Raw genomic sequence first — 25096 nt, 5'->3', positions numbered from 1 at the left:
CTTACTCCATGTCGATTAGCACCGCCTGATAATCAAGCGGCGTTTTTTCGTAATATCCCATTCAGCCATGTCTCATCTCTGTCCGGTCGGTTATCCTGCGTCGCCCACAGCGAAGCGCTCTCCATCCCCGGAACCGCCTTCAGCAACTCCCGCAATCCCTCTTCATCCAGATCCGTAAAACGTCTTTCACCCTGCACGCGTTCACCGTTGCCATACTTAAAAGATACGTACCAAACGCCGCCAGGCTTAAGCGCATCCGCAAGCTTCTGCATCACCGCAGGCAGCTCAGAAGAGGGGACATGCAACAAAGAGGCACAGCACCAGATCCCATCGTACTGCGCTTTACCGTCGATTTCTGAAAATGTCATCAACTGCACGGGTAACCCGGTATGTTGCCTTGCCAGCTCCACCATAGCGGAAGAGGCATCAAAAGCATCCACCTGATACCCCATCTCATGAAATGCTTTTGCGTCCCGGCCAGAACCGCAGCCCGCATCCAGAACACGGCCACCGTTAGGCAGATGTTGGGTGAAGGCCTCGTAAAGCGGGGTCATATCGACATTAACCGTGCCATCGAAGAATTCCTGCGCGTGGTTCTGATAGTAGTGAAGTGTCATTAAAACGTTGCCTCGCCTTCCGCGTTGGGTTTCCAGGTATGGATAAGCTTGTCCAGCGCGGCATGCCAGTTACGCTGAAGAAAGCTTCTCCGTGCTTCAGGACGTTGCCCTGTCTGTAGAACAATCGTCTCATGTAACGGCAGTTTGCTCTGAATAAAATACTCATTGCGGGTATGTAACCGCTGCAGGAGCCTAAGCTCGGGAATGCGTGCAGATTTGCCTTCAACGCCACGGTTACAGCACCGGCAGGCCAGCACTAAGTTCCATACGCCGTTAATATTGCTCACTTCATGGCGGGCAGCCCAGGGAATAAAGTGGTCGACATCCGCCAGTTCTGCGTCGCCCGGTACCAGGCTGATGGGTTTAAAGCAGTAAAAGCATCGTCCTTTCTGGTAACCATTCAGGCTGTCGCGGCAACTGGTGATGTCTACGCGCCGCGCATTCACCCTCGTGAACAACAGCTGATTATCTTCGTCGAACTCCACGCCCACAAGGTTACGTGAAATCCCCATTGACCAGGCTTGTTCTACCAGGTTCCAGCGGGCATTGGTTTCAAAAGCGAGGTTTTTATACTGCAGGCGTTCGCCCAGTAAATAGAAGTTATCCGTCAGGCGGATCCCGTTGTGGGTTTTGCGCTCATCAAGGAAAAAACGTTTATCGATCTCGCCCTGGTTCACGTAGTGAAAGGCATCAATCACGTTGTTAAAGCCAAGGCGGACCGTCGCTTCAATGAGTTGGGCATGGGTGATTTCACCTCTGTTAAACTTCAGGCAGGTTTCCAGAAATTGACTGCTGCGGGAGGTGATCTGTTTTGGCGCATGCTTCAGGTGCTCGCAAAGATAGCGGCTGAACGGCACGGCAAGCTGGTCGAGCGTAATCAAATCGCTGCCCGTTTTATCCACTTCATACAACGCTGACGCCAGCGCAAATTTGTAAGATGCGACGTTCCTTCCAAAGAGGATCACTCCACGCCAGTAGTTCTCAAGCGTCGGATCGGCCTGATAAAATTCCATCGATGAAGTCCTGTTACGGTTGGCTGGGCAGGGCGTTACTTAAGCCTGTAACAGGATCACATAACAAAATCAGGGTGATGTAAATCGTTAATCTATAGCTTTGATGAATTTTTGAGAGGTTTGAGAAAGGTGTGGCGGCAACCGATGCGGCATTAGCGCCAGGTTTGCGAACGAACTGATATCTGGAAGAGTTGAGTTGAAGTGATTTTCAGTCCGACGCTATGCCGTTTCTCGAATTAAAAAATACCTACTGTTATTTCCTGAATCCCCCTCGCATTTTTAAAATTTTCCACACACCAAACCGCTGTGTTTATATTCAGCCCTGTATAATGAGCACCAGAAATTACGCCGAACGGCAAAGGAAGTAACGAAGAGTATTTAAAGAAGAATTCGCGATATGAAGGTGCTGCAACACCCCCATACCGCTAACCACTAACAACTAATCAGGAGTTGAAAATGGCTGCGACGAATTTTAAGCCAGAGTTTACTGTTTGCAAAACAGAATCAGACGCTTTCACCGGCATGATTGAAAACCGCGAGCTGGTACGCAAAAACAGCGCCCGCCGTTTACACGGCAACCAGCTCAACGCGGCCCCCGTCCATCCCCGCGCGGAGACGCCGCAGGACAGTGCCGCTTGCTGTGAACTTTATTCCCGCATAGATATGAAATACCTTCTTCTGGGCGGCGAGTGGTTAACCCGAGCGGGCTTTATCGACGGCATGCCGGTAAAAATCCGCGCCATGAAAGACTGCATTGTGATTACGCCACAGCATACAAGAGAATTATGGGGATGCCTGGAAGGTATGAGCGTGGTGAATATAAATAAAAAGAAAGTGGCGCAGTGGTTGAAGACCTTTCCGGGAGCGCTGAATGATACAGGCGATATACCGGCTGTTAAGCGTGGAACAGGGCAGGCGATGTCGGAGTAACTGTGCTTCCCATCTAATGTAACGCTTGAAGCAATAAAACGGGCATGTCATCTCATGCCCGTTTTAAGTAAAAATCAATCACGCTTAACCTGCTCTTTCACAGCCTTAACCAGCGCAGCGTGAAGTTTGCCGACGGTTAAATCACATATAACAGGTTCGGGTATGCCACGTATCCAGCGGATAAACCGACAGATGCCAAAAAAGTCTATGCCTTCACCCGTAAACAGATACTCATTCTCTGCGAGAGAGAACGTTTTCCTGTAGCCATCTTCTTCCGTGGCAAGCTGAACGCCAAACGCTTCTTCGCAGTCTTCCAGTAGGTCTTCGCCGTCGATACCGCAAATATGCAAATCGGCCTCAATCAACGTATTGCTATCGATAGGTTTACGATGCTCACCTGAGGAGTTTCGAACAACCTCAATGACTTGAGAGAGTGTGGGTTCCATAATGATGCTCTCCTTTAAGGCGGTAGAAATAATCGCCAGCGCTTCCCGGCGGCGCTCCGCTTGGTCGGACCGACAAGCACAACGTTACCTCGGCCCGAGAAATGTTAAAGTCGGTTCAGGCTATCGCCATATGATTCCAGGCATCTCTGTAAACGATATTCCCGTCACAGTGTTTCCAGGTGATTGCCTCATATCTTAGCTCGATCGTCTCTGTATGCGTTCCTGTTCCAGAACCCGGGAACAGATTTGGCGTGATACCCGTGATTTTTACATTCTCCAGGATAATGTTGAAATATTCTCTCTCGATTCCTGCATCATCAATTTGGTACATTTTTATCGTAGCCGATTTCAGTGTTTGGTTTTCACACAGTGCCCTGATGAGAACCGGTGTCGTTTTATCAAACTCTTTCTGAACGGCAATCGGTGTATGTACGCGGGTACCTGTTAGTCGGCCTGTATTTTCACTCACAGGAATGGTGAGGTGATGAGCGACTGCCTTTAATTCAATAGCACCAAACCGGCAGGACACCATGGAACCTCCTACGACGGGTGAGCCATTAGCATCGGTTAACCAAAGATACGCTGGATTTGACATAATTATTCCTCATCTATATTTACAAAAGAAGGTAGGTGCAACATCGCCACGACCCATATGAATAAGCCAATAATTTTCAGCGGCCATGGTTCAAGGACAGCTATACAAGCAAATGCACCGATGATCAGTAAGGGACCTGATAACACATCCAGGATCCCGCCAAAAATATGTATCTTTCCTGGCAGTAATTTATTCATTACTAATGAAATAATGTAAGCGCTTAGGGTAATGATGCAAAAGGCGATTGTTTTATCATGCCAGGTTTCGAATTCAACCCAGCTAAGGATATATAATAAGACTAAATATGAACAAAGAAGTAGATTTATAATGGGAATAATAAACTTACTCATACGAGCCTACCGTACGTTTGGCATTAAGTTTTTCATTAAGTTTGTTTATGATCTGATTAAATACAGGTTTTCCTTCTGAGTAACCTGCATGGATAGCATCTACGAAAGGTTGGACGGCATCAGCAAAGAGAAAGTAGAGTAGGTCGTAGTCTCGGGGTCTGAGAAGTTCGTATATCTCCGGTGCTTCTGCTTTAAGCCGGGCAGATGTTCTGATTGAGCGTTCTGCCATGCCTCCAAACAAAAGGAGTGTACTCAGTCCTGTTATTGGATTTAATTTTCCTTTTAAAACCACGAAAATAAAAGACGTTCTTTCAATAACACGTTTTGCAATGGTTGCTGCTATAATATTTGTCGATACTCTACCCAGTATTGAAGAAACTGCTGTTCTATAAACCTTATCTTGCTCAGCCTCGGTTAAATATCTGTTGAATAGTTTAAATATTTGCTTGGCTGCATTGATGATATTATCGTAATTCAAAATGTCTTTTATGATTGCGGTAGCTATTCTAATTCTCTCCGTTTCGCGTTCATACCTTGTTTCTGTGTCAAAGATACCATAGATCAGATATCCATAATCTAGCGGGACGGATAAGCCTCCATTTATAAATGCTGTGACTGTATCTGGAGAATCGATTATGTTGAATAATCTCAAGGATATATTATCTACATCTGCCATGTTAATCCTTTAAGCGTGTCATAAAGGATTTATCAATGTAATATTAAAGTAACTAAAGCAATTTAAATGTTCTAAAAGGAAAATTAAGTATTTTTATAACAAATGATATTTTAAATCGAGAGGCAAAGCGGCTATGTGTCAATCACACTCCGCCGCCCAACCTCAATCAACTCACCTCATCAAAACACCGGCACCCCCAGCCCCACCTTCACCTCCCTCAACGTCTCCTGCGTCACCCCCTGCGCCCGTTCGGTCCCGCGCTTCAGCATCGCCATCAGCTCCCCCTTGTCCCGCATATACATCGCCCTCCGCTCCCGCATCGGCGCAATCAGCTCCTGCAAACACCCCTCCAGTTCGTTCTTGCAAACCCGATCCCCAAGCCCGCCCGTCTGATAATGCGCCTTCATCGCCGCCACCTTGTCCTTGTCCGGATGAAACGCGTCGAGATACGTAAACACCACGTTCCCCTCAATCTGCCCCGGGTCGCTCACCTTCAGGTGGTTCGGGTCGGTGTACATGGCGCTGACCGCACGGTGAATAGTCTCTTCGCTGGCCGAAAGGTGCAGCGTGTTGCCCAGCGATTTCGACATCTTGGCGCTGCCGTCGATGCCGGGCAGGCGGCTGGTGTCGCTCAGCATCGCCTTGCAGTGGCGCAGCACCGGGGCGGGCAGCAGGCTGTTCATCTTGTGGACGATCTCGTTGGTCTGCTCAATCATCGGCAGCTGGTCGTCGCCGACGGGCACGCACTCGGCCTTAAACGCGGTGATGTCCGCCGCCTGGCTGATGGGGTAGGCCATAAACCCGACCGGCAGCGAGCGGGCGAAGCTCTTCTGTGCAATCTCGTTTTTCACCGTCGGGTTACGCTCCACGCGGGCAACGGTGACGATGTTCATATACAGCATCGTCAGCTCGGCGAGGGCGGGCAGGGCAGACTGCAGGCAGATCGTGGTCAGGTTCGGGTCGATGCCGGCGGCGAGGTAGTCGGCCAGCACTTCGGGGATGTTGTCGCGGATCTTCTGCGGGTTGCTGCCGTTGTCGGTCAGCCCCTGCAGGTCGGCAATCAGCACAAACTGGTTGTGCGTCTGCTGGAGCGCAACGCGCTGGCGCAGCGATCCGACGTAGTGGCCGAGGTGCAGCGGGCCGGTTGGGCGGTCGCCGGTGAGGATGGTTTGCGGGTTCATAAAGACTCCTTAACGTTGTAATGCCGAAAGGGGTCTTAGATGTGAGAAAGCCGCCTTTCGGCGGCTATCTGAAAATGGGGAAAACTACTCCGTGCCGCCTTTAAGAAGGCAGCCACCAGCGGTTTACGGTGAGCACGGCGTGGTTTATGTTCATGCTTTTACCGTATCACGTCCGGCGCGAAAAACAAAAGGGCACGTCATGCTGCAATCACTCAACCACCTGACCCTCGCGGTCAGCGACCTGCAAAAAAGCGTCACCTTCTGGCACGAGCTGCTGGGGCTGACCCTGCACGCCCGCTGGAATACCGGGGCTTATCTTACCTGCGGCGATCTGTGGGTCTGCCTGTCGTACGATGAGGCGCGCAGGAACGTGCCGCCGCAGGAGAGCGACTACACCCACTACGCGTTTACCGTCGTGGAGGCGGATTTTGAACCGTTCTCGCAAAGGCTTGAGCAGGCGGGCGTCACCGTCTGGAAGCAGAACAAAAGCGAGGGGGCGTCGTTCTATTTTCTCGACCCGGACGGGCACAAGCTGGAGCTGCACGTGGGCAGCCTCGCCGCGCGGCTGGCGGCGTGTCGCGAGAAGCCCTATGCGGGCATGGTGTTTACCTCAGACGAGGCTTGAGGCGCGCACCTTCAGCCTGCCCGCCAGCGTCACGTGCGTGGCGGCATCTTCCTGATTGCACAGGTACTCCACCGCCAGCCGTCCCAGCTCGCTGTAGGGCAGCTGGATACTGGTCAGCGGCGGGGTGAGCTGCTCGGAAATCTTCTGGTCGTCGTAGCCCGCCAGCAGCATGTCCTGCGGGATGCGCACGCCGTTCACCGCCAGCGCCTGATAGCAGCCAATCGCCAGCCAGTCGCTGGCGCAGAAGATGGCGTCCGGGCGCTCGGCCAGCTCCAGCAGAGAAGTTGTGGCGGTAAAGGACTCGCTGAACTGCCAGTTGGTCTGGCGCACCAGGTCGTCGTCGCACGCGAGTCCGGCTTGCTGCAGCGCGGCCTGGTAGCCCGCCAGACGCTGGCGCGAGGCCTCCATCCAGCTCTCGCCGGTGATGTGAGCGATGCGCGTCGCCCCGCAGGCGATGAGGTGTTTAGTCACCTGGAAAGCGTTGGCGTAGTCGTCCGGGATAAACGACGGCAGCAGCGGCGAGCCGGGGTCACGCTGGTTGAGCAGCACCAGCGGGATGCGGGTGCAGTCCTGGAAGGCGGTCATGTCCACCAGCGTGGTGATCGGGGAGGCGAGGATAATCCCGATGCAGTTGCGCTTCTCCAGCTGGCGGATGATGTTCAGCGCCAGCTCGATATCGTCGCCGTAGTCGTAGACGGTGAGCAGGGTCTCGTTGCGCCACGCCGCTTCCCGCGCCTGGCTGATGGCGTCGATAAACGGGTCAAAGCTCTGCATGGAGCTCACCAGCAGGGCGATCTCTTCCTGGTTGCGCGGGGCGTGAACGGCGGGGAGGCGGTCGTAGCCGAGCTCGGTAGCCACATTAATCACCCGCTGGCGGGTGTCGTCGCTGAGCTTGATGTTGCGGGACTGGTTAAGCACCAGCGATACCGTCGCCTGCGACACCCCTGCCGCCCGCGCAATATCGTTCATCGTTACCTTCGTTTTTCGCTTCATCCGTCCTCTCCCTTTCGCGACTTCGCATCATACCCTAACCGCACGCTTTAGCGCCGTCGATCACGTTTCTCATTCATCGAAGCGTGAACTTTGTGAGGGGCATCGCTTTTCTTCGTGCGGAAAATTGCGCATTTATCCCACAGCTAATATTTATTAGCTAAATATTATCAGTAAGAGGACGCGTAATGAAAGAGCAGTGGAGCAGGGAGCAGGCACAGGCGTGGTATCAGCAGAAGGGCTGGCTGTGCGGGTTTAACTATCTGCCGTCGACGGCGGTGAACTGGACCGATATCTGGCAGGCAGAGACCTTCGATGCCGCCACCATTGAGCGCGAGCTGGGCTGGGCGGCGGAGGCGGGCTACAACACTCTGCGCATCAACCTGCCGTTTATCGTCTGGGAGCACGACCGCGACGGGCTGATGGCGCGCATCGACCGCTTTTTGACGATTGCTGACGGCCACGGGTTCAGCACCATGCTGACCCTGATGGACGACTGCGGCTTCTCCGGCGACGAGCCGTACCTCGGCCCGCAAAAGCCGCCGGTGCCGGGCAAGCACAACAGCCAGGCGGCGGCGAGCCCGGGGCGCGACAAGGTGTGCGATCCTGACTGCTGGGCAGACATTGAGCGCTATATCCGCGACGTTGTGCGCCAGTTCCGCGAGGATAAGCGCGTGCTGTTGTGGGATCTCTACAACGAGCCGGGCAACCGCGGCATTTTCGCGACGGGCACGCAGGAGGTGCAGTACGACGCGAAGCTGGAGACCTGCGCCCACGAGTTGATGAAGCTGGCGTTCCAGTGGGTGCGTGAAGAAGACCCAACCCAGCCGCTCACCGTCTGCGCCTGGCGCCTGCCGCCTGAAGAGGAGGGCGAGACGTTCTTCCAGCACCCGCTGGACCAGACCGCGCTGGCGCTCTCGGACGTGGTGAGCTTCCACGCCTACACCCACACCGGGCGCATGACGGCGATTATCCAGCAGCTGCAACAGCTCGGACGACCGCTGTTCTGTACCGAATGGCTGGCGCGCCACGTGGGCAGCACCATCGAAGAGCAGCTTCCGCTGATGTACGCGGCGAAGGTCGCGCCGTACCAGTGGGGTCTGGTGCGCGGCAAAACCCAGACCTGGCTGCCGTGGCCGGTGGTGATGAAGGAGTCCACGGACTACTGCCGCCTCTGGTTCCACGACGTGTTTGAGGAGAACGGCATTCCGTTCTCGCGCCGTGAAATCGCCCTGATGCAGCAGCTGCGCAAGATCGCCCCACAGGCGCAGGACTAATAATATCGACCCGGCGGTCCACCGCCGGGCAACCAGGCAGGCATATAACAATGGCAACGACAATGAAAATACCGTCTCGCGAGCTGTGGTCTTATTTTGGTTATGGTTTAGGTCAGTGTTTTAGTTTTGGTTTAGTGGGTTCGTTTATTAACTATTTTTACACCGACGTGCTGGGGATCTCGGCGCTGGCGGCGAGCACCATCTTCCTGATTGCCCGCGCGTGGGACGCGGTTCACGATCCGCTGTTTGCCAGCATTATGGACACCATTAACAGCCGGTTCGGCAAGTTTCGCCACTTTTTGCTGATCGCCCCGCTGCTGATCACCGGCGTCACGCTGCTGTCGTTCTATAAAATCGAAGCGGACATGACCACCAAAATCCTCTACGCCGGGGTGACCTACATCCTGTGGGGGACGCTGTACGCCATCTCCGATATCCCGTTCTGGTCGATGTCGTCGGTGATGACCAACGACTCCGGGCAGCGCACCCGCGCGGTGACGGCGGCGATGCTCGGGGTGAACGCCGGGATTGCCTGCGCCAACATCTTCTTCCCGAAGCTGGCGGCCTATTTCGCCCAGTACAGCAATGACAAAGGCTACTTTATGGCGGCGCTGGTGATGATGCTGGTGGGCCTGCCGCTGATGCTCAACGGCTTTATGCAGATCAAAGAGCGCGTGCCGCCGAGCCCGGAAAAGGTGACCATCCGCGACACCTTCCACAACCTGCGCCAGAACAAGCCGCTGTTTATCGTCCTGCTGTCGTTCTTTTTCTGCGTGTTCCACAACGTGGCGGGCGGGCTCTATATCTACTTCTTTATCAACAACATGGGCGACGGCAGCCTGCAGATGGCGATTGGCGTGATGGGGATTGTCGCGGCGGTGCTGTGCCTCGTCGCCCCGATGCTGACGCGCCGGATGCAGAAGCGGAAGCTGTTTATGATCCTCTGCGGGCTGGACGTGGCGGTACGCGTGGTGATGTGGTTTGTGGGCTATCAGCAGGTGACGATGCTGTTTATTCTGCTCGGCCTGAGCACGCTGTTCGTGATGATGACCAACATCCTCACCTCGTCGATGATTGCCGACACCATCGAGTACGCGGAATACCACACCCACAAGCGCTGCGCGGCGATCACCTTCTCCGGGCAGACCTTCACCGGCAAGATGTCGGTGGCGGTGGGCGGCGGGCTAATCGGCGTGTTTCTGACGATGATTGGCTACGTGCCGCAGGCGCAAATTCAGAGCGAGAGCGTGCTGTCGGGGCTGTTCTTCGGGATTTGCCTGCTGCCGGCAATAGGCTCGCTGATCCGAATGGGCTTTATGTCGCGCTTTACCTTTACCGAGGAGAAGCATGCGGAGATTTGTCGGCTGCTGGCGGAGCGGAACGCGTCTGCGAAAGCGCCGGGTGGCGGCTGCGCCTTACCCGGCCTACAGAAAATTACAGCGACTTCACAAACGCCAGCAGATCTTCGTTGAGCTGATCCTGGTGGGTCAGCGCGAAGCCGTGCGGCGCGTTGTCGTACACCTTCAGCGTGGCGTTTTTGATCATCTCTGCCGCCAGCTTGCCGGTGCTTTCAAACGGCACGATCTGGTCGTTGCTGCCGTGGATCACCAGCGTCGGCACGTCGATTTTCGCCATATCCGGGCGGAAGTCGGTTTCGCCGAAGGCGGTCACGCAGTCGATGGTGCCCTTCAGGGACGCCAGCAGGGCGATGTTCAGCGTCTGGGTCAGGGCACCGGCGGAGACGGTCTGCCCGGCGTTGGTGCCGTAGAACGGGGTGGCGAAGTCGCTGATGAACTGGGCGCGATCTTTACGCAGTCCGTCGCGAATGCCGTCGAACACGCTCTGCTCCACACCCTGCGGGAAGGTCTCAGATTTACCAAAGATTGGCGTCACCGCGCCCAGCAGCGCCAGACCGGCCACGCGCGCGCTGCCGTAGTTGTTGATGTAGCGAGTCACGTCGCCGCCGCCCATGGAGAAGCCCACCAGCGTCACGTCCTGGAGGTCCAGGGTGGTGATCAGGTCGTTGATGTCGGACGCAAAGGTGTCGTAGTCGTAGCCGTTCCACGGCTGATCCGAGCGGCCGAAGCCGCGACGGTCAAAGGCGATGGCGCGGAAGCCGCGCTCGGCCAGGTAGTTCAGCTGGCTGTCCCACATGTCGCCGTCCAGCGGCCAGCCGTGGCTGAAGAGAACCGGTTTGCCCGCGCCGCCTTCTTTGTAGTAAATCTGCGTGCCGTCTTTTGCCTTAAACGTTGCCATAGTGTGTTCCTGTGCAGGTGATGGTTATGGTTATACCGGCGCGACCAGATAGCGAATGGCCGGTGATGTTGTGCCCTGATGAAAAGCCAGAACGCGGCTCTGCAGCAGGAGGTCATTCATGGTGTGGCGCTCCTGCTGGCGCAGATGCTCAATCCACGAGCCCATCAGGAAGGTCTCGATAAACAGGCCGGGGCGCTCAATATCTTCGTATACCGCCCAGCTCATCGCCCCGGCGCGGCGTCGCACCCGGCGCAGCTCGTGTACTGCCTCCAGGAAGGCCTTCGCGTTGTGTGGGTCGATGATGTACTCGTGTGAGACCAGCACCGGGCCACGCTCGTTCGGCAGGTCGATCTCCACGCCGTCCAGCGGCTGACCGCTCAGGTCGAGGTTTAATTCCGGGTCTTTCTCCAGCTTCCAGCGGAACACGGTGGCGCTTGCCAGCACCATCCCCAGCGTGGCGACAACCAGCGCGGTCGGGGTGCCGAACCGGGAGGCAATCTGCCCCCAGATGGCGCTGCCCGTGGTCATCGAGCCGAAGAATACCGTCAGGTAGACCGCCAGCGCGCGGGCCTTCACCCAGCGGGCGGCGCTGCGCTGGGCGCCCAGGTTCAGCGTCGAGAGCACCGCAATCCACGCGAAGCCGGTGAAGAACTCAAACAGATTCAGCAGCCAGAAGTGGCGTACGAACGCCAGCGCCAGCATGGTGAGGGCGAAGGTCAGGCTGGCGGCCACCATCAGGCGGTCGGCGTTCAGCCGCTGGCGCAGGCGCGGCAGCAGGATGGCCCCGGCAATCGCCCCCAGGCCAATGCACGCCAGCATCACGCCGTAGCCCGCCGGGCCTAAGCCCAGCTCGCGGCGCGCCACCAGCGGCAGCAGCGCCCAGCCTGCGCTGCCGAAAACGAAGAACGCCACGGTGCGCACCAGCACGTTGCGCAGCACCGGGGCGGCGTGCACGTAGCGGATGCCGGTGCGCACCGCAGAGAAGAAGTGTTCCGGCGGCAGCCGCTGAATGGACGGGGCCGGGCGCCAGCGCCACAGCACCCACGCCACGCCCACCACGGACAGCGCGTTCAGGGCAAACACCATCCACGGCCCGGCGAGCGACAGCAGGAAACCACCCAGCGCGGGGCCAATCGCCCGGCTGATGTTCACCCCGAGCGAGTTCAGCGCCACGGCGGCGCCCAGCTCCGGCTTGCTCACCAGATCGGGCACCACGGCCTGGAACGGCGGCGAGCTCATCGCCGCCCCCACGCTCAGCAGAAACGTCGCCACCAGCAGCACGGTGGGGGTGACGTGTCCGGTGAAGGAGAGCACCGTCAGCCCGGCGGCGGCGATGAACACCCACAGCTGGGAGAAGAGCAGGTATTTACGTCGGTCAACGATGTCCGCCATCACCCCGGACGGCAGGGCGAAGAGGAACATCGGCAGGCTGCTGGCCGCCTGCACCAGCGCGATATCCAGCGGGTCGGCGCTCAGGGTCAGCATGCTCCAGTTGATGCCGACGTCGCTCATCCATGAGCCGACGTTAGAGACCACCGTGGCGATCCACAGCATGCGGAACACCGGCTGGCTCAGCGGCTGCCAGGGTGAAACCGTCGGTGCGGGCGTCGTCTCGACGTGTGCGTCGCGAACGTCGTTAACCTGGGTCATGCGAACCTCTCCGTTGCCTTACGCTGCAGCCGCCACTGGCCCGGCCCGGTGAGGGCGAGAGTGGTGAAGATAATCAGCAGCAGCCAGCCAAACTGCCCTTCGGCAATCGACCAGTTCGGGTGGACCGCCAGCATCGCCACCAGCAGCACGGCGATAATCGGTAGGCACGCCAGGCGGGTGTAGACGCCCGCAACGATCAACAGCGGGCAGATCACCTCGGCGACAATCGCCGGGATCAGGCTGGCGTAAGGCCCGAAGCCGAACGGATCTTCAATGCGCGTCAGCTCTTCGCTGAAGTGCAGCACCTTCGGCAGGCCGTGCACATAGAGCAGCAGCAGGCTGCCGGTCAGGCGCAGGAAGAACAGCCCCAGGTCGATCCGGGGCGGCATGGTGGTGTTTTTCATCAGAATGCAAAGCAGCTGCAGCCCAGCGCCCCCCAGAAAGCGTTATCGTCGGACACCGGCATCGCTGACGTGCGGGCGAAATCGTGCTGGTGGCTGTGAACCCCGCACGGGCCGCTGCAGTGGTGAGCCACACTCATACCCACGCGTGCGGCCTGCGGCGGCGCGCTGCGGTAGTGGCCCGGCACCTTGACCACCGGTGACCACTCGGGCAGGACCGGGATGGCCGGCGGCGCGAGCGGGCCAAAGCTGCCCGTGGCGTAAACGATATCGCCGTTGACCACCGTGAGAACGGACTCGATGCCCTTGATCTCCTCTTCCGGCACGCGGAAGTAGTCTTTGCTCAGCACCGCCAGGTCGGCAAGCTGGCCGACTTTAATCTGCCCCTTCTGGTTCTGCTCGCTGGAGAACCACGCGCTGCCCTGGGTCCAGAGCATCAGGGCGGTATCGCGATCCAGACGGGCACTGTGGTCGTACATCTGCATTCCGCCGACGGTGCGGCCGGAGACCAGCCAGTAGAGCGCGGTCCACGGGTTGTAGCTCGCCACGCGGGTGGCGTCCGTCCCTAAGCCCACCGGCACGCCGGTCTCGAGCATTTTCGCCACCGGCGGCGTGTGGCGGGTGGCTTCGATGCCGTAACGCTCGGCGAAGTACTCGCCCTGGAAGGCCATGCGGTGCTGGACGGCAATGCCGCCGCCGAGGGCTTTGATGCGGTCGATGTTGGCCTGTGACACGGTTTCCGCATGGTCGAAGAACCAGTGCAGGCCGTTGAACGGAATGTCGCGGTTCACCTTCTCGAACACGTCCAGCATGCGGCTGATGGATTCGTTATAGGTGGCGTGCAGGCGGAACGGCCAGCGGTGCTCCACCAGATGGCGCACTACGCGCTCCAGCTCGTCCTCCATGCCCGGCGCGAGGTCCGGGCGCGGCTCGAGGAAGTCTTCAAAATCGGCGGCGGAGAAGACCAGCATCTCGCCCGCGCCGTTGTGGCGGAAGAAGTCGCTGCCCTGGCCCGGCGTGAGCATGTCGGTCCATTTTTCAAAGTCTTCCAGCTCGTGGCCCGGACGCTGGGTAAAGAGGTTGTAGGCGATGCGGATGGTCATCTGCTTTTTCTCGTGCAGCTCGGCGATCACCTCGTAATCTTCCGGGTAGTTCTGGAAGCCGCCGCCCGCGTCGATGGCGCTGGTCAGCCCCAGACGGTTCAGCTCGCGCATAAACTGGCGGGTGGAGTTAACCTGCTGCTCCAGCGGCAGCTTCGGCCCTTTGGCCAGCGTGGCGTAGAGGATCATGGCGTTCGGACGGGCAATCAGCATCCCGGTCGGGTTGCCGTTGGCGTCGCGCTGGATCTCCCCGCCCGGCGGGTTTGGCGTGTCTTTGGTGTAGCCGACCACCTTCAGCGCGGCGCGGTTGAGCAGGGCGCGGTCGTACAGGTGCAGGATGAAGACCGGGGTATCCGGCGCGGCGTCGTTAATTTCGTCCAGGGTTGGCATGCGGCGCTCGGCAAACTGGAACTCGGTCCAGCCGCCGACCACGCGCACCCACTGCGGCGACGGGGTGCGCAGCGCCTGCTCTTTCAGCATCCGCAGGGCGTCGGCCAGGGAGGGCACGCCTTCCCAGCGCAGTTCAAGGTTGTAATTCAGCCCGCCGCGGATCAGGTGCAGGTGTGAGTCGTTCAGGCCGGGGATGGCGGTGTGGCCTTTCAAATCCACTACTTTGGTGCCGTCGCCGTGGTGCTGCATCACCTCGGCGACGGTACCCACTTCCAGAAATTTTCCGTCGCGCACGGCAACGGCTTCCGCGACGGGGTTTTCGCGATCGACGGTGTGAAACTGGCCGTTAACCAGAATGAGATCGGCTTTACCTGGGGTAACCATAAACTGCTCCTGACTGAGAGGGGAATGGTCAGGATTATGGGAACCGGTTTCGGCAAAGATCCAGTTATACAATAGGATAGGTATACCAAAGTATAACTATACCTAAGGTTAACTATACGAAGAGATAATTACGCGCGGAGAAGGAAAACCGCAGGATGAGGGTGACTTTATCGCCGTGGCGCTCGCGGCGATTTCTACCCTTAACCACTGGAAAATGCTATGACCTCTTCAAAGCTCGAAGTGTTAACCCCTGCGAACTGTCAGATCATCTTTATCGATCACCAGCCACAGATGGCGTTTGGCGTGCAGTCGATTGACCGCCAGGTGCTGAAAAACAACACCGTGGCGCTGGCGAAAGCGGCTAAGGTGTTCAACATCCCGACCATCATCACCACCGTAGAGACCGAAAGCTTCTCCGGCAATACCTATCCTGAGCTGCTGGACGTGTTCCCGGGCCAGGACATTCTGGAGCGTACCTCCATGAACTCCTGGGACGACCAGAAGGTGCGCGACGCGCTGAAGGCCAACGGCAAGAAGAAGGTCGTGGTTGCCGGTCTGTGGACCGAAGTGTGCAACAACAGCTTCGCCCTGTGCGCGATGCTGGAAGGCGACTACGAAATTTATATGGTGGCGGACGCGTCCGGCGGTACCTCCAAAGAAGCCCACGACTACGCGATGCAGCGCATGATCCAGGCGGGCGTGATCCCGGTGACCTGGCAGCAGGTGATGCTGGAGTGGCAGCGCGACTGGGCGCGTAAAGAGACCTACACCGCGGTGATGGACATCGTGCGCGAGCACTCCGGCGCGTACGGCATGGGCGTGGATTACGCCTACACCATGGTGCATAAAGCGCCGTCTCGCCAGAAGAGCGAGCACCGCACCTTAGCGCCGGTTCCGGCTCGCTAAGTCCCGTCGGCGGGCTGGTCCCTCATCCGGCTCGCCGCTGCCTCTTTCTCTGGAGTTCACGATGAGTACTGGGCTGATATCCCTTGCGGCAGGCGTGTTGATTGGCCTGATGTATGCCGTGCTGAAGGTGCGCTCCCCCGCGCCGCCCGCGCTGGCGCTGATTGGCCTGCTGGGGATGCTGGCGGGTGAACAGGCGACGCGCCATCTCTTATCCCGCGACGGCGCGCCTCCTCCTCAGGTGACCGTTCCGCAGGCGGCATCGCAGACGGGAGCGTCATCATGAAAGCATGGATAATTTCGCTGGTGTGCGGCGTGGTTGCTGGGGTAATTTACGCTCTGCTCGACGTCCATTCCCCGGCACCGCCGGTTGTCGCCCTGCTTGGCCTGTTTGGCATGCTGGTGGGCGAACAGCTCATCCCGGTGGGACGACGTTTACTGAGTCGCGAACCGCTCACCCTCGCCTGGTTTCGTCACGAATGCGTACCGAAAATCAGCGGCACGGCGCCCCCTGCGCCCGCGAAGGACCCTCGCGACGTTAAATGACTGGTTAGAGGAATAACAGCATGACGCTGCCGTGGCGCATTGCCATCATTGATGACGAACGTTCCGTCCGCAGCGGGTTGAGTAATCTCCTGGAGTCGGAAGGCTATTCAACCGACACGTTTGATTCGGCAGAGGTATTTCTGAGCCATCCGCTTGCCCTGTCCGGCGCGGCGCTGGTGATCACCGATATCAAGCTTCGGGGCATGAGCGGCCTTGAGCTGTTTGACAAGCTGCGGCTGCTGGCCGTACCGCCTCCGCCCGTGCTCTTTATCTCCGGTCATGCTGATGAAAATATGCAGCGGTACGCTCTCGGTCTGGGCGCCGCTGCTTTTTTGCGTAAGCCGATTAACATCGATATTCTGCTGGATCATATTCAGCGGGAGCTGGCCCGCCGACAATAAGGATCGCGGATGAACGAACACGAGCAGCCTGCATTCTGGCCCGCCCAGGGGAATCTTCACCAGGGGCGGGTTTTTGTCCTTAAAGAGGATGTGATTTTTACCGTGCTGGCGCAGGAGGGCGGAATTGCCTGGATGCATGCGCGACATCCTCATTCCGGCGGCTCGTTCATTATCGCCACCGCGGTCAGTGATGAAGAGGAAGAGCGGGCCACCCGGCTGCTGAAAAACGAGTTTGCGCTGCGTGACGCGCTGCAGGACAGCTGGGCCATTCGCGCCGTCGCGTCCACCCAGTACCGGGGGCGCTTCGCGCTGGTGTACGCCCCGTTTTCGTTTGAGCTGCTGGCGCGGCGCGCGGGCAGGGCGATCTCGGGGATCGCGCGCTTTATCGAGCTGGCGATCCAGATCTGCGCTCCTCTGCGCCAGATGCATCTGCAAAACCTGATCCACGGCGATATCAAACCCGGCAATATTTTTGTTCATCACGATGCCACCTGCCGTCTGGGCAGCTTTGGCCTTTCATGCAGCCTCTCCGGCGCCTTCGCGCAGACCCGGCTTGCCGTTTCAGGCGGCACGCCGGCGTATATGTCCCCGGAGCACACCTCCCGCACCCAGCGCCCCGTCGATGGTCGCAGCGATCTCTACAGCCTCGGCGTGGTGCTGTATGAACTGCTGACCGGACGCCTGCCGTTTGAACTGGGGGAGGACGATCGGACCAACTGGGCGCATTACCATATTGCCTCGGCGCCGCTGGCCCCGGAAGCGATCCGCCCGGACGTGCCGGGAATGCTGTCGACCATCATCCTGAAGCTGCTGGAGAAGCACCCGGATAACCGCTACCAGACGGTTGACGGGCTGATTGCCGACCTCCGCCGCTGCCAGGCGACGTTGACCGGCGAGGGCGAGATCGTTGCCTTTACCCCCGGCCAGCAGGACCGCACCCCGGCGATTCTTCTGGCGGACTCGCTGTTCGCGACGCATCCGCAGGCGAATGACGTCATTGCCGCGTTTGAGCGGGTGGGGCAGAACCGCGTGCCGGAGCTGGTGACCATCGGCGGGCCGTCGGGGATCGGCAAATCCTCCATCATTGCGACGGCGTTAAAAACGCTCCAGCAGCGTACGGTGCTGCTGGCGGTGGGCAAAGTGGATCAGTTTTCACCGTCATTGCCCTACGGCGTATTAAGCTCCGCATTCCGCCCCCTGACCCTGCACCTGCTGGGCCTGCCGGCAGACGAGGTGGCGAAGTGGAAAATCCGTCTTTCTCGCGCCCTGGAAGGACACGAGGCGCTGGCCGTCAGCCTCGTGCCCGAGCTGGGCCTGCTGCTTGAGCGCAAGCCGCGCTTCCCGGCGGATACGTTTTCCATTGATGCCCGGGCGCGCTTCAGCCATATGGTGCTGGCGCTGGTGAAAACCTTTGCCTCGCAGGGCTGCCCGCTGGTGCTGGTGCTCGACGATCTCCAGTGGAGCGACGCCGCCAGCCTGCATACGCTCAACTATCTGCTGGTGAACTGCGGCGCGATCCCGCTGCTGGTGGTGATCGCTCACCGCGATATCGGTTCGCTGTCCGAACCCACGCTGCAACAGCAGCTGGCGAGCCTGCCGGAGGCGGCGCAGCACGCGAGCGAAATTGTCCCGCAGGCGCTGTCGGTCAAAGCCGTCTCCCGCTGGCTGGGGACGGTATTTCGTACCCGCAGCACGGCGACGACCGACCTCGCCACGCTGATCCATGAAAAGACCGGGGGCAACCCGCTCTTTGTACACGAATTTTTCCGCCGCATCGTCGATGACGGGCTGGTGGTGCACAACAAATATCAGGACAAGTGGCACTACGATCTGCAGGCGATCCGTGCCCGGCATTACACCGAAAACGTCGTCACCCTGGTGCTCGAGAAGCTGGAAGAGTTGCCCGACGAGACGCGTCGCCTGCTGGGCAGCCTTGCCTGCCTCGGCGGCACGGGCGAAATGGAGATGATCTGCCGCGTGGTCGGTATATCGATGGCGGAAATGCGCTACGCGCTGCATCCGGCGGTCATGGCGCAGCTGATCGTGCTGACGGAGAAAGCGTACTCCTTCACCCACGACCGGGTGCAGGAGGCCGCCTTTGCGCTGCTGGATCGGCATGAGAAAAGCCATCTTCATCTGACCACAGCCAGCCTGCTGGCCGACGCCGCGCGGCAGGCGGCGGGGAACGAGCTGCTGTTTCGCGCCGTACATCACGTCACGGCCGCGCTGGACAGCATCCAGCCCGCCCCGCAGCGCCAGATGTTCCGCGAGCTGAGCCTGCTGGCCGCGCGACGCGCGAAACGCTCGGGGGATTATCTCTCGGCGCTGAGCTATATCCAGACTGCCCGAGCGCTGGGCAACGCCGGGACGGTGTCAGACTTTATGCTCGATATCGAAGAGGCGGGCTGCGAGTTTGCGCTGGGGCACCTGGAGCGCACCCGCGAGCTGTGTGACGCCATTCTCGGCTGCCCCGGCGGGCTGACCGAAAAGGCGCTGGCGGCCAATCTGCTGGTGGAAGTGTACATTCGCCAGTCGGATAGCCGTCTGGCGCTGGAGGCGGCGCTCTGCTGGCTGGGGGTATTTGGTATTCAGATCGGCCGCTATCCGGAAGATGCCGACTGCGACGAGGCCTGGGAACACTTCTGTAACCGCGCGGGCGACGCGCCGCAAACCCTGTTTGCCCCGCTCTCGCGGATGGATAACCCGGAAACCGAAGCGGTGATGAACCTGCTCTACAGCGCCAGCATTTGCGCCAGCTTCATCTGTCCGCGCCTGCACTTTTTACTGCTTTGCCGCATGATGCACCTGACGCTCGACCACGGTATTACCGGCGCCTCCACCACGGCGATGGCCTGGTTTGGCGTGCTGATGGGCCACCGCTACGCCGAGTATCGCCTCGGCTTTCAATACGGCACGCTGGCCCGCGAGCTGGTCAATCGCCACGGCTACGACGCGTTCGAAGCCAAAACCCTGCTGCCGCTTGACCAGCTCAGCGTCTGGACCCAGCCTTTATCGTTTACCATCGAGTGCGCGAAGGCCTGCTTTACCTCGGCGGTGACCCACGGGGATATGACGATGGCCTGCTTTGCGGCCTGCCACCAGGTCATTAACTTCCTCTCCCGGGGCGATCATCTGGACGGGGTGCTGACCAGCATCGATCGCGGCCTGGCGTTCGTGCGTAAAACCCACTTCCAGGACGTGGAGACCATTTTGATGGTCCAGCGCGGCTACGTTGAGTTCCTGCGCACGCCGGTTATCGGCACCTGGACCGCATCGCAGGTGCTGCCGGAGGCATTGCTGCCCGCGTCGCCGGAGCAGGCGCCGGAGCAGACCTCCATCATGCTGTTCTGGTACTGGCTCTACCGCGGCATGGCGCACTTTACCTGCGGCGAGTATGCCGACGCGCAGGCGGATCTCGAGATGGCGGGGTGGTACGCGTGGTCTGCGCCGGGGCACATCCATCTGCTGGATTACCATCTTTACAGCGCCCTGGCGCTTTCCCGTCAGCTGACGCCGGAGACCTTCTCGGCGAACCACCGCCGCAGCATTCACGCCCACTATGACAAAATCGCCCTCTGGGCGCGCATTAATCCCGGCACCTTCGCGGATAAAGAGGCGCTGATCTACGCCGAAATCGTGCGTCTGGACGGGATGAACAGCATCGCGCTTGAGCAGTATGAGAAGGCGGTCCGGCTCTCCCGCGAGGGCGGGTTTAATTCGATTAATGCCCTGGCCCACGAGCTGGCGGGCCGCTTTGCGCTGGCCTGCGGCTATCCAACCGCCTCTGACGCACACTTCCGTGGCGCAATTGCCGCCTGGGGCCGGGCGGGCGCGCAGGCCAAGGTGCGCCAGCTGGAGCAGGATTTCCCGCACCTGCTGGCCTCCGGGCAGACCAGCGCCTATGACACGGTGGCGTTCGCCCAGAACGAGACCATCCGCGATCTGCAGAGCGTCATCAAAGCCTCCCGCGCGCTGTCGGAAGAGATCAACCTCGAGCGCTTAATCGAAAACCTGATGACGATCCTCCTCGAACGCGCCGGGGCGCAGCGAGGCCTGCTGCTTCGCGTGAGCGATAGCCTGATCCCGGAGATCGAGGCCAGCGCCTGGACCAGCACCGAAGGCGTGCGGGTGCGGATCCAGAAAGACGTGCCGACGGCGACCGACATGCCCCTGTCGGTGCTGGCGGCGGTGATCCGCACCGGACAGGAGATCCGCACCGGTAAGCCGGAGGAGTTTCACCCCTTCAGTCAGGATCCCTATCTGGTGACCTCGGGGGCGGCCGTCATGTGCGTCCCGATGTTCAAGCAGGCGCGGCTGGTGGGCGTGCTCTACCTGGAAAACCGCCTGATGCCGGAAGTCTTCACCGCCGAGCATTCTCGCGTGGTGAGCCTGCTGGGGGCGCAGGCCGCGGTGTCCCTGGAGACGGCGCGGCTGTACGCCGAGCTGCTGGGGGAGAACATCCAGCGCCGTCGGGTGGAAAAAGAGCTGCGCGCCAGCCAGACCTCGCTGATGCTGGGCGAGCAGATCAGCCACACCGGCAGCTGGCGCTGGGAGCTGGAGCAGGATCTGATGTTTGTCTCGGAGGAGTACGCCCGCATCCTCGGCCTGCCCGAGCAGCAAAAGATGATCTCCATGGCGGAGTTTTTGACCTTCGTTCATGAAGACGACTACGCCCGCATCAGCGCCATCGTCACGCAGAGCGTGCGCGAAGGGCTCTCCATGCGCGCGGAGTTTCGGGTCAAGCGTACCGACGGTTCAACGCGCTATATCCTCGGGATTGGCGATCCGGTGGGCGTGGGCAGCGAGGTGAACGAGTATTACGGCATCATCACCGATATCACCAGCCAGCGCGCCGCGGAGGATGCCATGCGGGTGGCGCAGGCGGATCTGGCGAGGGTGTCCCGCGCCACCACCGTCGGGCAGCTGACCTCCTCCATCGCCCACGAGATCAACCAGCCGCTGATGTCGATCGTCTCTAACGCCGGAGCGAGCCTGCGCTGGCTCAGCCGGGAGCCGGCCCGGCTGGATAAAGTGCGGGAAGGGCTGGAAGAGATCGCCGCGGAAGGCGCGCGGGCGGGGGAGATCATTCGCAGCATCCAGTCCCTGACCCGCAAGCAGGATCCCACCTTCTCGCGCATCGATCTGCACTATCTGATCCACCATATCATCGCGCTCTCCCGCAGCGAGCTGGAGCAGCGACACATTAGCGTTGATTACCTGTTGAAGGCGCAGGACAGCTTTATCACCGGCGATAGCGTGCAGATCCAGCAGGTGCTGCTTAACCTGGTGATGAACGCCGTTGAGGCGATGGCCGAGGTGAAGGATCGGGCCTGCACCATCACCCTCAGCACCAGCAACGCGGACGGGAAAGCGATCGTTGAGATCGCCGATACCGGGAGCGGCATTGAGCCCGAGCGGCTGGAGCAGATTTTTGACTCGTTCTACTCCACCAAGCCACAGGGAATGGGGATGGGGCTGACCATCAGCGCCAGCATCATTGAGCGCCACTGCGGGAAGCTGAGCGCGCGCCGCCGGGAGCCTTACGGCACGGTATTTGCCTTTGCGCTGCCGCTGGCGGTACAGGAAGGGTAAACGTTACTCCGCAGGCTGGCTTTTGGTCAGGCGCTCAACGGCCCTGACCAGCTCTGCCACGGAGCGCACCTGCATTTTCTCCATTACGCGGCGGCGGTGCACTTTCACCGTGATCTCGCTGACGCCCAGCTCGGCGGCAATCTGCTTGTTCAGCATGCCGCTTATCGCCAGCGTGAGCACCTCGTGTTCGCGCGGCGTGAGGGAGAGATGGCGCTGCTTCAGGGCGTAGTGCTCTTTATTGCGCTCGGCGTTGTTTTCCGCCAGCTGCAGCGCGGACTCAATGGCGTCGATAAGCGCGGTGGATTCGACAGGCTTGGTGAGAAATTCGTAAGCGCCGCCTTTAATGGCGCGCACCGACATCGGGATGGTGCCGTGGCCGGTGAGAAAAATAATCGGGATCTCGCGCCCGCTGTCCTTGAGGGCATCTGCTACATCAAAACCGGAGATGGTGGGCATCTGCATATCGAGGACCACGCACGAAGGGAGCTCTTCAAAGCGGTGCTGAAGAAACGCTTCTGCCGATGAAAAGCCGATGGCGTTTAAGTCTGCGGATTCCAGCAGCCCGATCACGGACTGTCTGACTGCGTCATCGTCATCAACCACATACACAATGTGTTCCATTCACCGCCCCGGTGCTGTTTTACATGTCGAGGATGCAAACAGCCCCCAGGAGTGACGTAAGGGACTGTTTATGCTGACTTTCATCTTAACACATTAAATATGATTATCATTTAACAATATGATAATCATATGAAGTATAGCGATCCGGGCGGGGGCGGTGAAGGAACGAAACGCGTGCAACATGGGCAATGTGCATGAGCTCCCTCGTGATTTGCCGGTGAGGACTTTGATCGGTAAAACAGGCTACACTCTGGTTTTGAGCGCTAAATGCTGAGGACATAACAATGCACTACACACTGAAAGAAAGCGACAAGGAAAAGGCGGAAGGGTCAAACGGCGCGGGCGCTCTGCAGCAAAAACTGCTGGAGTCTCGTTCGATTGTGATTTCCGGTGAGATCAACCAGGAGCTGGCGCAGAAAGTGATCACCCAGATGATCCTGCTGCAAAGCGTCAGCAACGATCCGATCAAGCTGTACATCAACAGCCAGGGCGGCCACGTGGAAGCGGGCGACACCATCCACGACTTCATCAAATTCATCCGCCCGGAAGTCCACGTTATCGGCACCGGCTGGGTCGCGAGTGCCGGGATCACCATCTTCCTGGCCGCGAAAAAAGAGCACCGCTACTCGCTGCCAAATACCCGCTTCATGATCCACCAGCCGCTGGGCGGCGTGCGCGGTCAGGCGACGGATATTGAGATCGAAGCGCGCGAGATCATCCGCATGCTGGATCGTGTGAACAAGCTGATCGCCGACGCCACCGGCCAGCCGCTGGAAAAAGTGAAAAAAGACACCGACCGCAACTTCTGGATGTCGCCGGCGGAAGCGCTGGACTACGGTATCGTGGGTAAACTGATTACCCATTATGACGAACTGAAGCTGGATTAAGTTTTCGCGGCGTGTTTGTGTCGGGTGGCGGCTTCGCCTTACCCGACCTACACGTGCGGGTTTGACCCATGACAAGTTCCCCCTCTGCCTTCTTGCCTATAATCGCGCCTGTTTCCCTTCTCACTGGTGCTACCCATGGCGTATCAACTGAACCTGAACTGGCCGGAATTTCTTGAGAAATACTGGCAAAAACAACCCGTCGTGCTGAAAAATGCCTTCCCGAACTTTGTCGACCCGATTACCCCGGACGAGCTGGCGGGGCTGGCGATGGAGCCGGAGGTCGATAGCCGTCTGGTGAGCCATTTCAACGGCAAATGGCAGGCCAGCAACGGCCCATTCGAGCACTTTGACGATCTGGGCGAAACCGGCTGGTCGCTGCTGGCGCAGGCGGTGAACCACTGGCATATGCCCGCGGCGGAGCTGGTGCGTCCGTTCCGCGTTCTGCCGGACTGGCGTCTGGATGACCTGATGATCTCCTTCTCCGTGCCGGGCGGCGGCGTGGGTCCGCATATCGATCAGTACGACGTGTTTATCATTCAGGGGATGGGCAGCCGCCGCTGGCGCGTGGGTGACAAGCTGCCGATGCGTCAGTTCTGCCCGCATCCGGCGCTGCTGCATGTGGATCCGTTCGAGCCGATCATCGACGAAGATCTGGCCCCGGGCGATATTCTCTACATTCCGCCTGGATTCCCGCACGACGGTTTTACCCATGAAACGGCGCTCAACTACTCCGTCGGCTTCCGCGGGCCGAACGGTCGCGATCTGATCAGCAGCTTCGCCGATTATGCGCTGGAAAACGATCTGGGCGGTGAGCACTACAGCGATCCGGATCTGACCTGTCGTGAACACCCGGGCCGCGTCGAGCAGTACGAGCTGGATCGCATTCGTCAGATGATGATCGACATGATTGGCAAGCCGGATGATTTCACAAAATGGTTCGGCAGCTTTGTCTCCACGCCGCGCCACGAGCTGGATATCGCCGCCGCCGAGCCGCCGTACGCGCCGGAAGAGGTGCTGGACGCGCTGCAGGGCGGCGAAACGCTGTCTCGCCTGAGCGGCCTGCGCGTGCTGAACATCAACGGCAGCTTCTTCATCAACAGCGAACAGCTGGAGACGGTTGACGCGAAGGCGGCGGATGCGCTGTGCCGCTACACCGAACTCGGTCAGGCCGAGCTGGGCGATGCGCTGAAAAACCCGGCGTTTGTCGAGGAGCTCACCGGGATGATTAACCAGGGGTACTGGTACTTCGACGAGTAGTGCTGCAC

At 59.3% G+C, this 25096-nt stretch carries 24 protein-coding genes; 11 read left to right on the top strand and 13 right to left on the bottom strand.

The features are described from left to right. Positions 1–32: 32 nt before the first annotated feature. Both AC0TNG_RS14585 and AC0TNG_RS14580 read right to left on the bottom strand, forming a co-directional pair. Complete coding sequence (locus AC0TNG_RS14585) at positions 33–617, bottom strand: class I SAM-dependent methyltransferase (RefSeq protein WP_417927912.1); 585 nt, start codon at positions 615–617, stop codon at positions 33–35. Continuing rightward, a complete protein-coding gene (locus AC0TNG_RS14580) occupies positions 617–1630 on the bottom strand; it encodes an HNH endonuclease family protein (RefSeq protein WP_417927911.1) in 1014 nt (337 codons plus the stop codon). The genes AC0TNG_RS14585 and AC0TNG_RS14580 overlap by 1 nt, the downstream gene beginning before the upstream one ends. Before the next feature lie 456 nt (positions 1631–2086). Between AC0TNG_RS14580 and AC0TNG_RS14575 the strand changes: the two genes are divergently transcribed. Beyond that, the gene (locus AC0TNG_RS14575; protein WP_072202945.1) at positions 2087–2560 is read left to right on the top strand and encodes a SymE family type I addiction module toxin; all 474 of its coding nucleotides are present in this window, start codon (positions 2087–2089) and stop codon (positions 2558–2560) included. Positions 2561–2634: 74 nt separating this feature from the next. Here the strand turns inward: AC0TNG_RS14575 and AC0TNG_RS14570 are convergent, their stop codons facing one another. The 5 genes from AC0TNG_RS14570 to trpS all read right to left on the bottom strand — a co-directional run bounded on the left by AC0TNG_RS14570 (position 2635) and on the right by trpS (position 5808). After that, the gene (locus AC0TNG_RS14570; RefSeq protein ID WP_045348371.1) at positions 2635–3006 is read right to left on the bottom strand and encodes a hypothetical protein; all 372 of its coding nucleotides are present in this window, start codon (positions 3004–3006) and stop codon (positions 2635–2637) included. A gap of 115 nt (positions 3007–3121) precedes the next feature. Then, positions 3122–3601: an Hcp family type VI secretion system effector gene (locus AC0TNG_RS14565; protein ID WP_262790711.1), complete on the bottom strand. Its 480-nt coding sequence runs from the start codon at positions 3599–3601 to the stop codon at positions 3122–3124. A 2-nt stretch (positions 3602–3603) separates the two neighbouring features. Next, on the bottom strand, positions 3604–3951 hold the full coding sequence (locus AC0TNG_RS14560; RefSeq protein WP_473712594.1) for a hypothetical protein: 348 nt from the start codon (positions 3949–3951) through the stop codon (positions 3604–3606). Then, positions 3944–4627, bottom strand: coding sequence for a hypothetical protein (locus AC0TNG_RS14555; RefSeq protein ID WP_473712595.1), 684 nt, complete (start codon positions 4625–4627; stop codon positions 3944–3946). Before AC0TNG_RS14555 ends, AC0TNG_RS14560 begins: the two co-directional genes overlap by 8 nt. Before the next feature lie 179 nt (positions 4628–4806). Then, positions 4807–5808 carry a tryptophan--tRNA ligase gene (gene trpS / locus AC0TNG_RS14550; protein WP_473712596.1) on the bottom strand — a complete coding sequence of 334 codons (1002 nt, stop codon included), beginning with the start codon at positions 5806–5808 and terminating at the stop codon, positions 4807–4809. A 199-nt stretch (positions 5809–6007) separates the two neighbouring features. On the opposite strand from trpS, the gene fosA reads away from it, so the two are divergent. Further along, on the top strand, positions 6008–6433 hold the full coding sequence (gene fosA / locus AC0TNG_RS14545) for a FosA/FosA2 family fosfomycin resistance glutathione transferase (protein WP_262810433.1): 426 nt from the start codon (positions 6008–6010) through the stop codon (positions 6431–6433). Here fosA and AC0TNG_RS14540 read toward each other — a convergent pair. Continuing rightward, a complete protein-coding gene (locus tag AC0TNG_RS14540) occupies positions 6419–7426 on the bottom strand; it encodes a LacI family DNA-binding transcriptional regulator (RefSeq protein WP_473712597.1) in 1008 nt (335 codons plus the stop codon). The two genes, fosA and AC0TNG_RS14540, sit on opposite strands and share 15 nt — an antisense overlap. 185 nt (positions 7427–7611) lie before the next feature. Here AC0TNG_RS14540 and AC0TNG_RS14535 point away from each other — a divergent pair, with 185 nt between their 5' ends. Then, a complete protein-coding gene (locus AC0TNG_RS14535; RefSeq protein WP_473701973.1) occupies positions 7612–8700 on the top strand; it encodes a cellulase family glycosylhydrolase in 1089 nt (362 codons plus the stop codon). A 50-nt stretch (positions 8701–8750) separates the two neighbouring features. Continuing rightward, complete coding sequence (locus AC0TNG_RS14530) at positions 8751–10172, top strand: MFS transporter (protein WP_473712598.1); 1422 nt, start codon at positions 8751–8753, stop codon at positions 10170–10172. On the opposite strand, the gene AC0TNG_RS14525 is transcribed toward AC0TNG_RS14530, so the two are convergent. The 4 genes from AC0TNG_RS14525 to AC0TNG_RS14510 are packed head-to-tail and all read right to left on the bottom strand — an operon-like array spanning position 10135 to position 14881. Further along, positions 10135–10956: an alpha/beta fold hydrolase gene (locus AC0TNG_RS14525; RefSeq protein ID WP_262805707.1), complete on the bottom strand. Its 822-nt coding sequence runs from the start codon at positions 10954–10956 to the stop codon at positions 10135–10137. The genes AC0TNG_RS14530 and AC0TNG_RS14525 overlap by 38 nt on opposite strands. 30 nt (positions 10957–10986) lie before the next feature. Further along, on the bottom strand, positions 10987–12606 hold the full coding sequence (locus tag AC0TNG_RS14520) for an MFS transporter (RefSeq protein WP_473712599.1): 1620 nt from the start codon (positions 12604–12606) through the stop codon (positions 10987–10989). Continuing rightward, positions 12603–13010: a DoxX family protein gene (locus AC0TNG_RS14515; protein ID WP_348958401.1), complete on the bottom strand. Its 408-nt coding sequence runs from the start codon at positions 13008–13010 to the stop codon at positions 12603–12605. The genes AC0TNG_RS14520 and AC0TNG_RS14515 overlap by 4 nt, the downstream gene beginning before the upstream one ends. After that, complete coding sequence (locus AC0TNG_RS14510) at positions 13010–14881, bottom strand: amidohydrolase (protein WP_473712600.1); 1872 nt, start codon at positions 14879–14881, stop codon at positions 13010–13012. Before AC0TNG_RS14510 ends, AC0TNG_RS14515 begins: the two co-directional genes overlap by 1 nt. A gap of 219 nt (positions 14882–15100) precedes the next feature. Here AC0TNG_RS14510 and AC0TNG_RS14505 point away from each other — a divergent pair, with 219 nt between their 5' ends. The 5 genes from AC0TNG_RS14505 to AC0TNG_RS14485 all read left to right on the top strand — a co-directional run bounded on the left by AC0TNG_RS14505 (position 15101) and on the right by AC0TNG_RS14485 (position 22323). Next, positions 15101–15787: a hydrolase gene (locus tag AC0TNG_RS14505; protein ID WP_008501349.1), complete on the top strand. Its 687-nt coding sequence runs from the start codon at positions 15101–15103 to the stop codon at positions 15785–15787. Positions 15788–15848: 61 nt separating this feature from the next. Continuing rightward, on the top strand, positions 15849–16070 hold the full coding sequence (locus tag AC0TNG_RS14500) for a DUF1427 family protein (protein WP_024909508.1): 222 nt from the start codon (positions 15849–15851) through the stop codon (positions 16068–16070). Next, entirely contained in the window at positions 16067–16330 is a 264-nt protein-coding gene (locus AC0TNG_RS14495; protein WP_024909507.1) for a XapX domain-containing protein, read from the top strand. The genes AC0TNG_RS14500 and AC0TNG_RS14495 overlap by 4 nt, the downstream gene beginning before the upstream one ends. Positions 16331–16350: 20 nt before the next feature. Further along, entirely contained in the window at positions 16351–16731 is a 381-nt protein-coding gene (locus AC0TNG_RS14490) for a response regulator transcription factor (RefSeq protein ID WP_008501346.1), read from the top strand. 9 nt (positions 16732–16740) lie between these two features. Next, a complete protein-coding gene (locus AC0TNG_RS14485; protein ID WP_473712601.1) occupies positions 16741–22323 on the top strand; it encodes a trifunctional serine/threonine-protein kinase/ATP-binding protein/sensor histidine kinase in 5583 nt (1860 codons plus the stop codon). A 3-nt stretch (positions 22324–22326) separates the two neighbouring features. Here AC0TNG_RS14485 and AC0TNG_RS14480 read toward each other — a convergent pair whose 3' ends face one another. Continuing rightward, a complete protein-coding gene (locus AC0TNG_RS14480) occupies positions 22327–22944 on the bottom strand; it encodes a response regulator transcription factor (protein WP_032649964.1) in 618 nt (205 codons plus the stop codon). Between the two features lie 284 nt (positions 22945–23228). On the opposite strand from AC0TNG_RS14480, the gene AC0TNG_RS14475 reads away from it, so the two are divergent. Together AC0TNG_RS14475 and AC0TNG_RS14470 are read left to right on the top strand one after the other, a co-directional pair. After that, the gene (locus tag AC0TNG_RS14475; protein ID WP_024909504.1) at positions 23229–23831 is read left to right on the top strand and encodes an ATP-dependent Clp protease proteolytic subunit; all 603 of its coding nucleotides are present in this window, start codon (positions 23229–23231) and stop codon (positions 23829–23831) included. Positions 23832–23966: 135 nt separating this feature from the next. Beyond that, positions 23967–25088, top strand: coding sequence for a ribosomal protein uL16 3-hydroxylase (locus tag AC0TNG_RS14470; RefSeq protein WP_473712602.1), 1122 nt, complete (start codon positions 23967–23969; stop codon positions 25086–25088). Positions 25089–25096: the final 8 nt, after the last annotated feature.

The organism is Enterobacter sp. PL_is514 (assembly GCF_055816715.1).
Note: the sequence above shows the minus strand (reverse complement) of the source record. Positions and strands in the feature narration are given on the sequence as shown.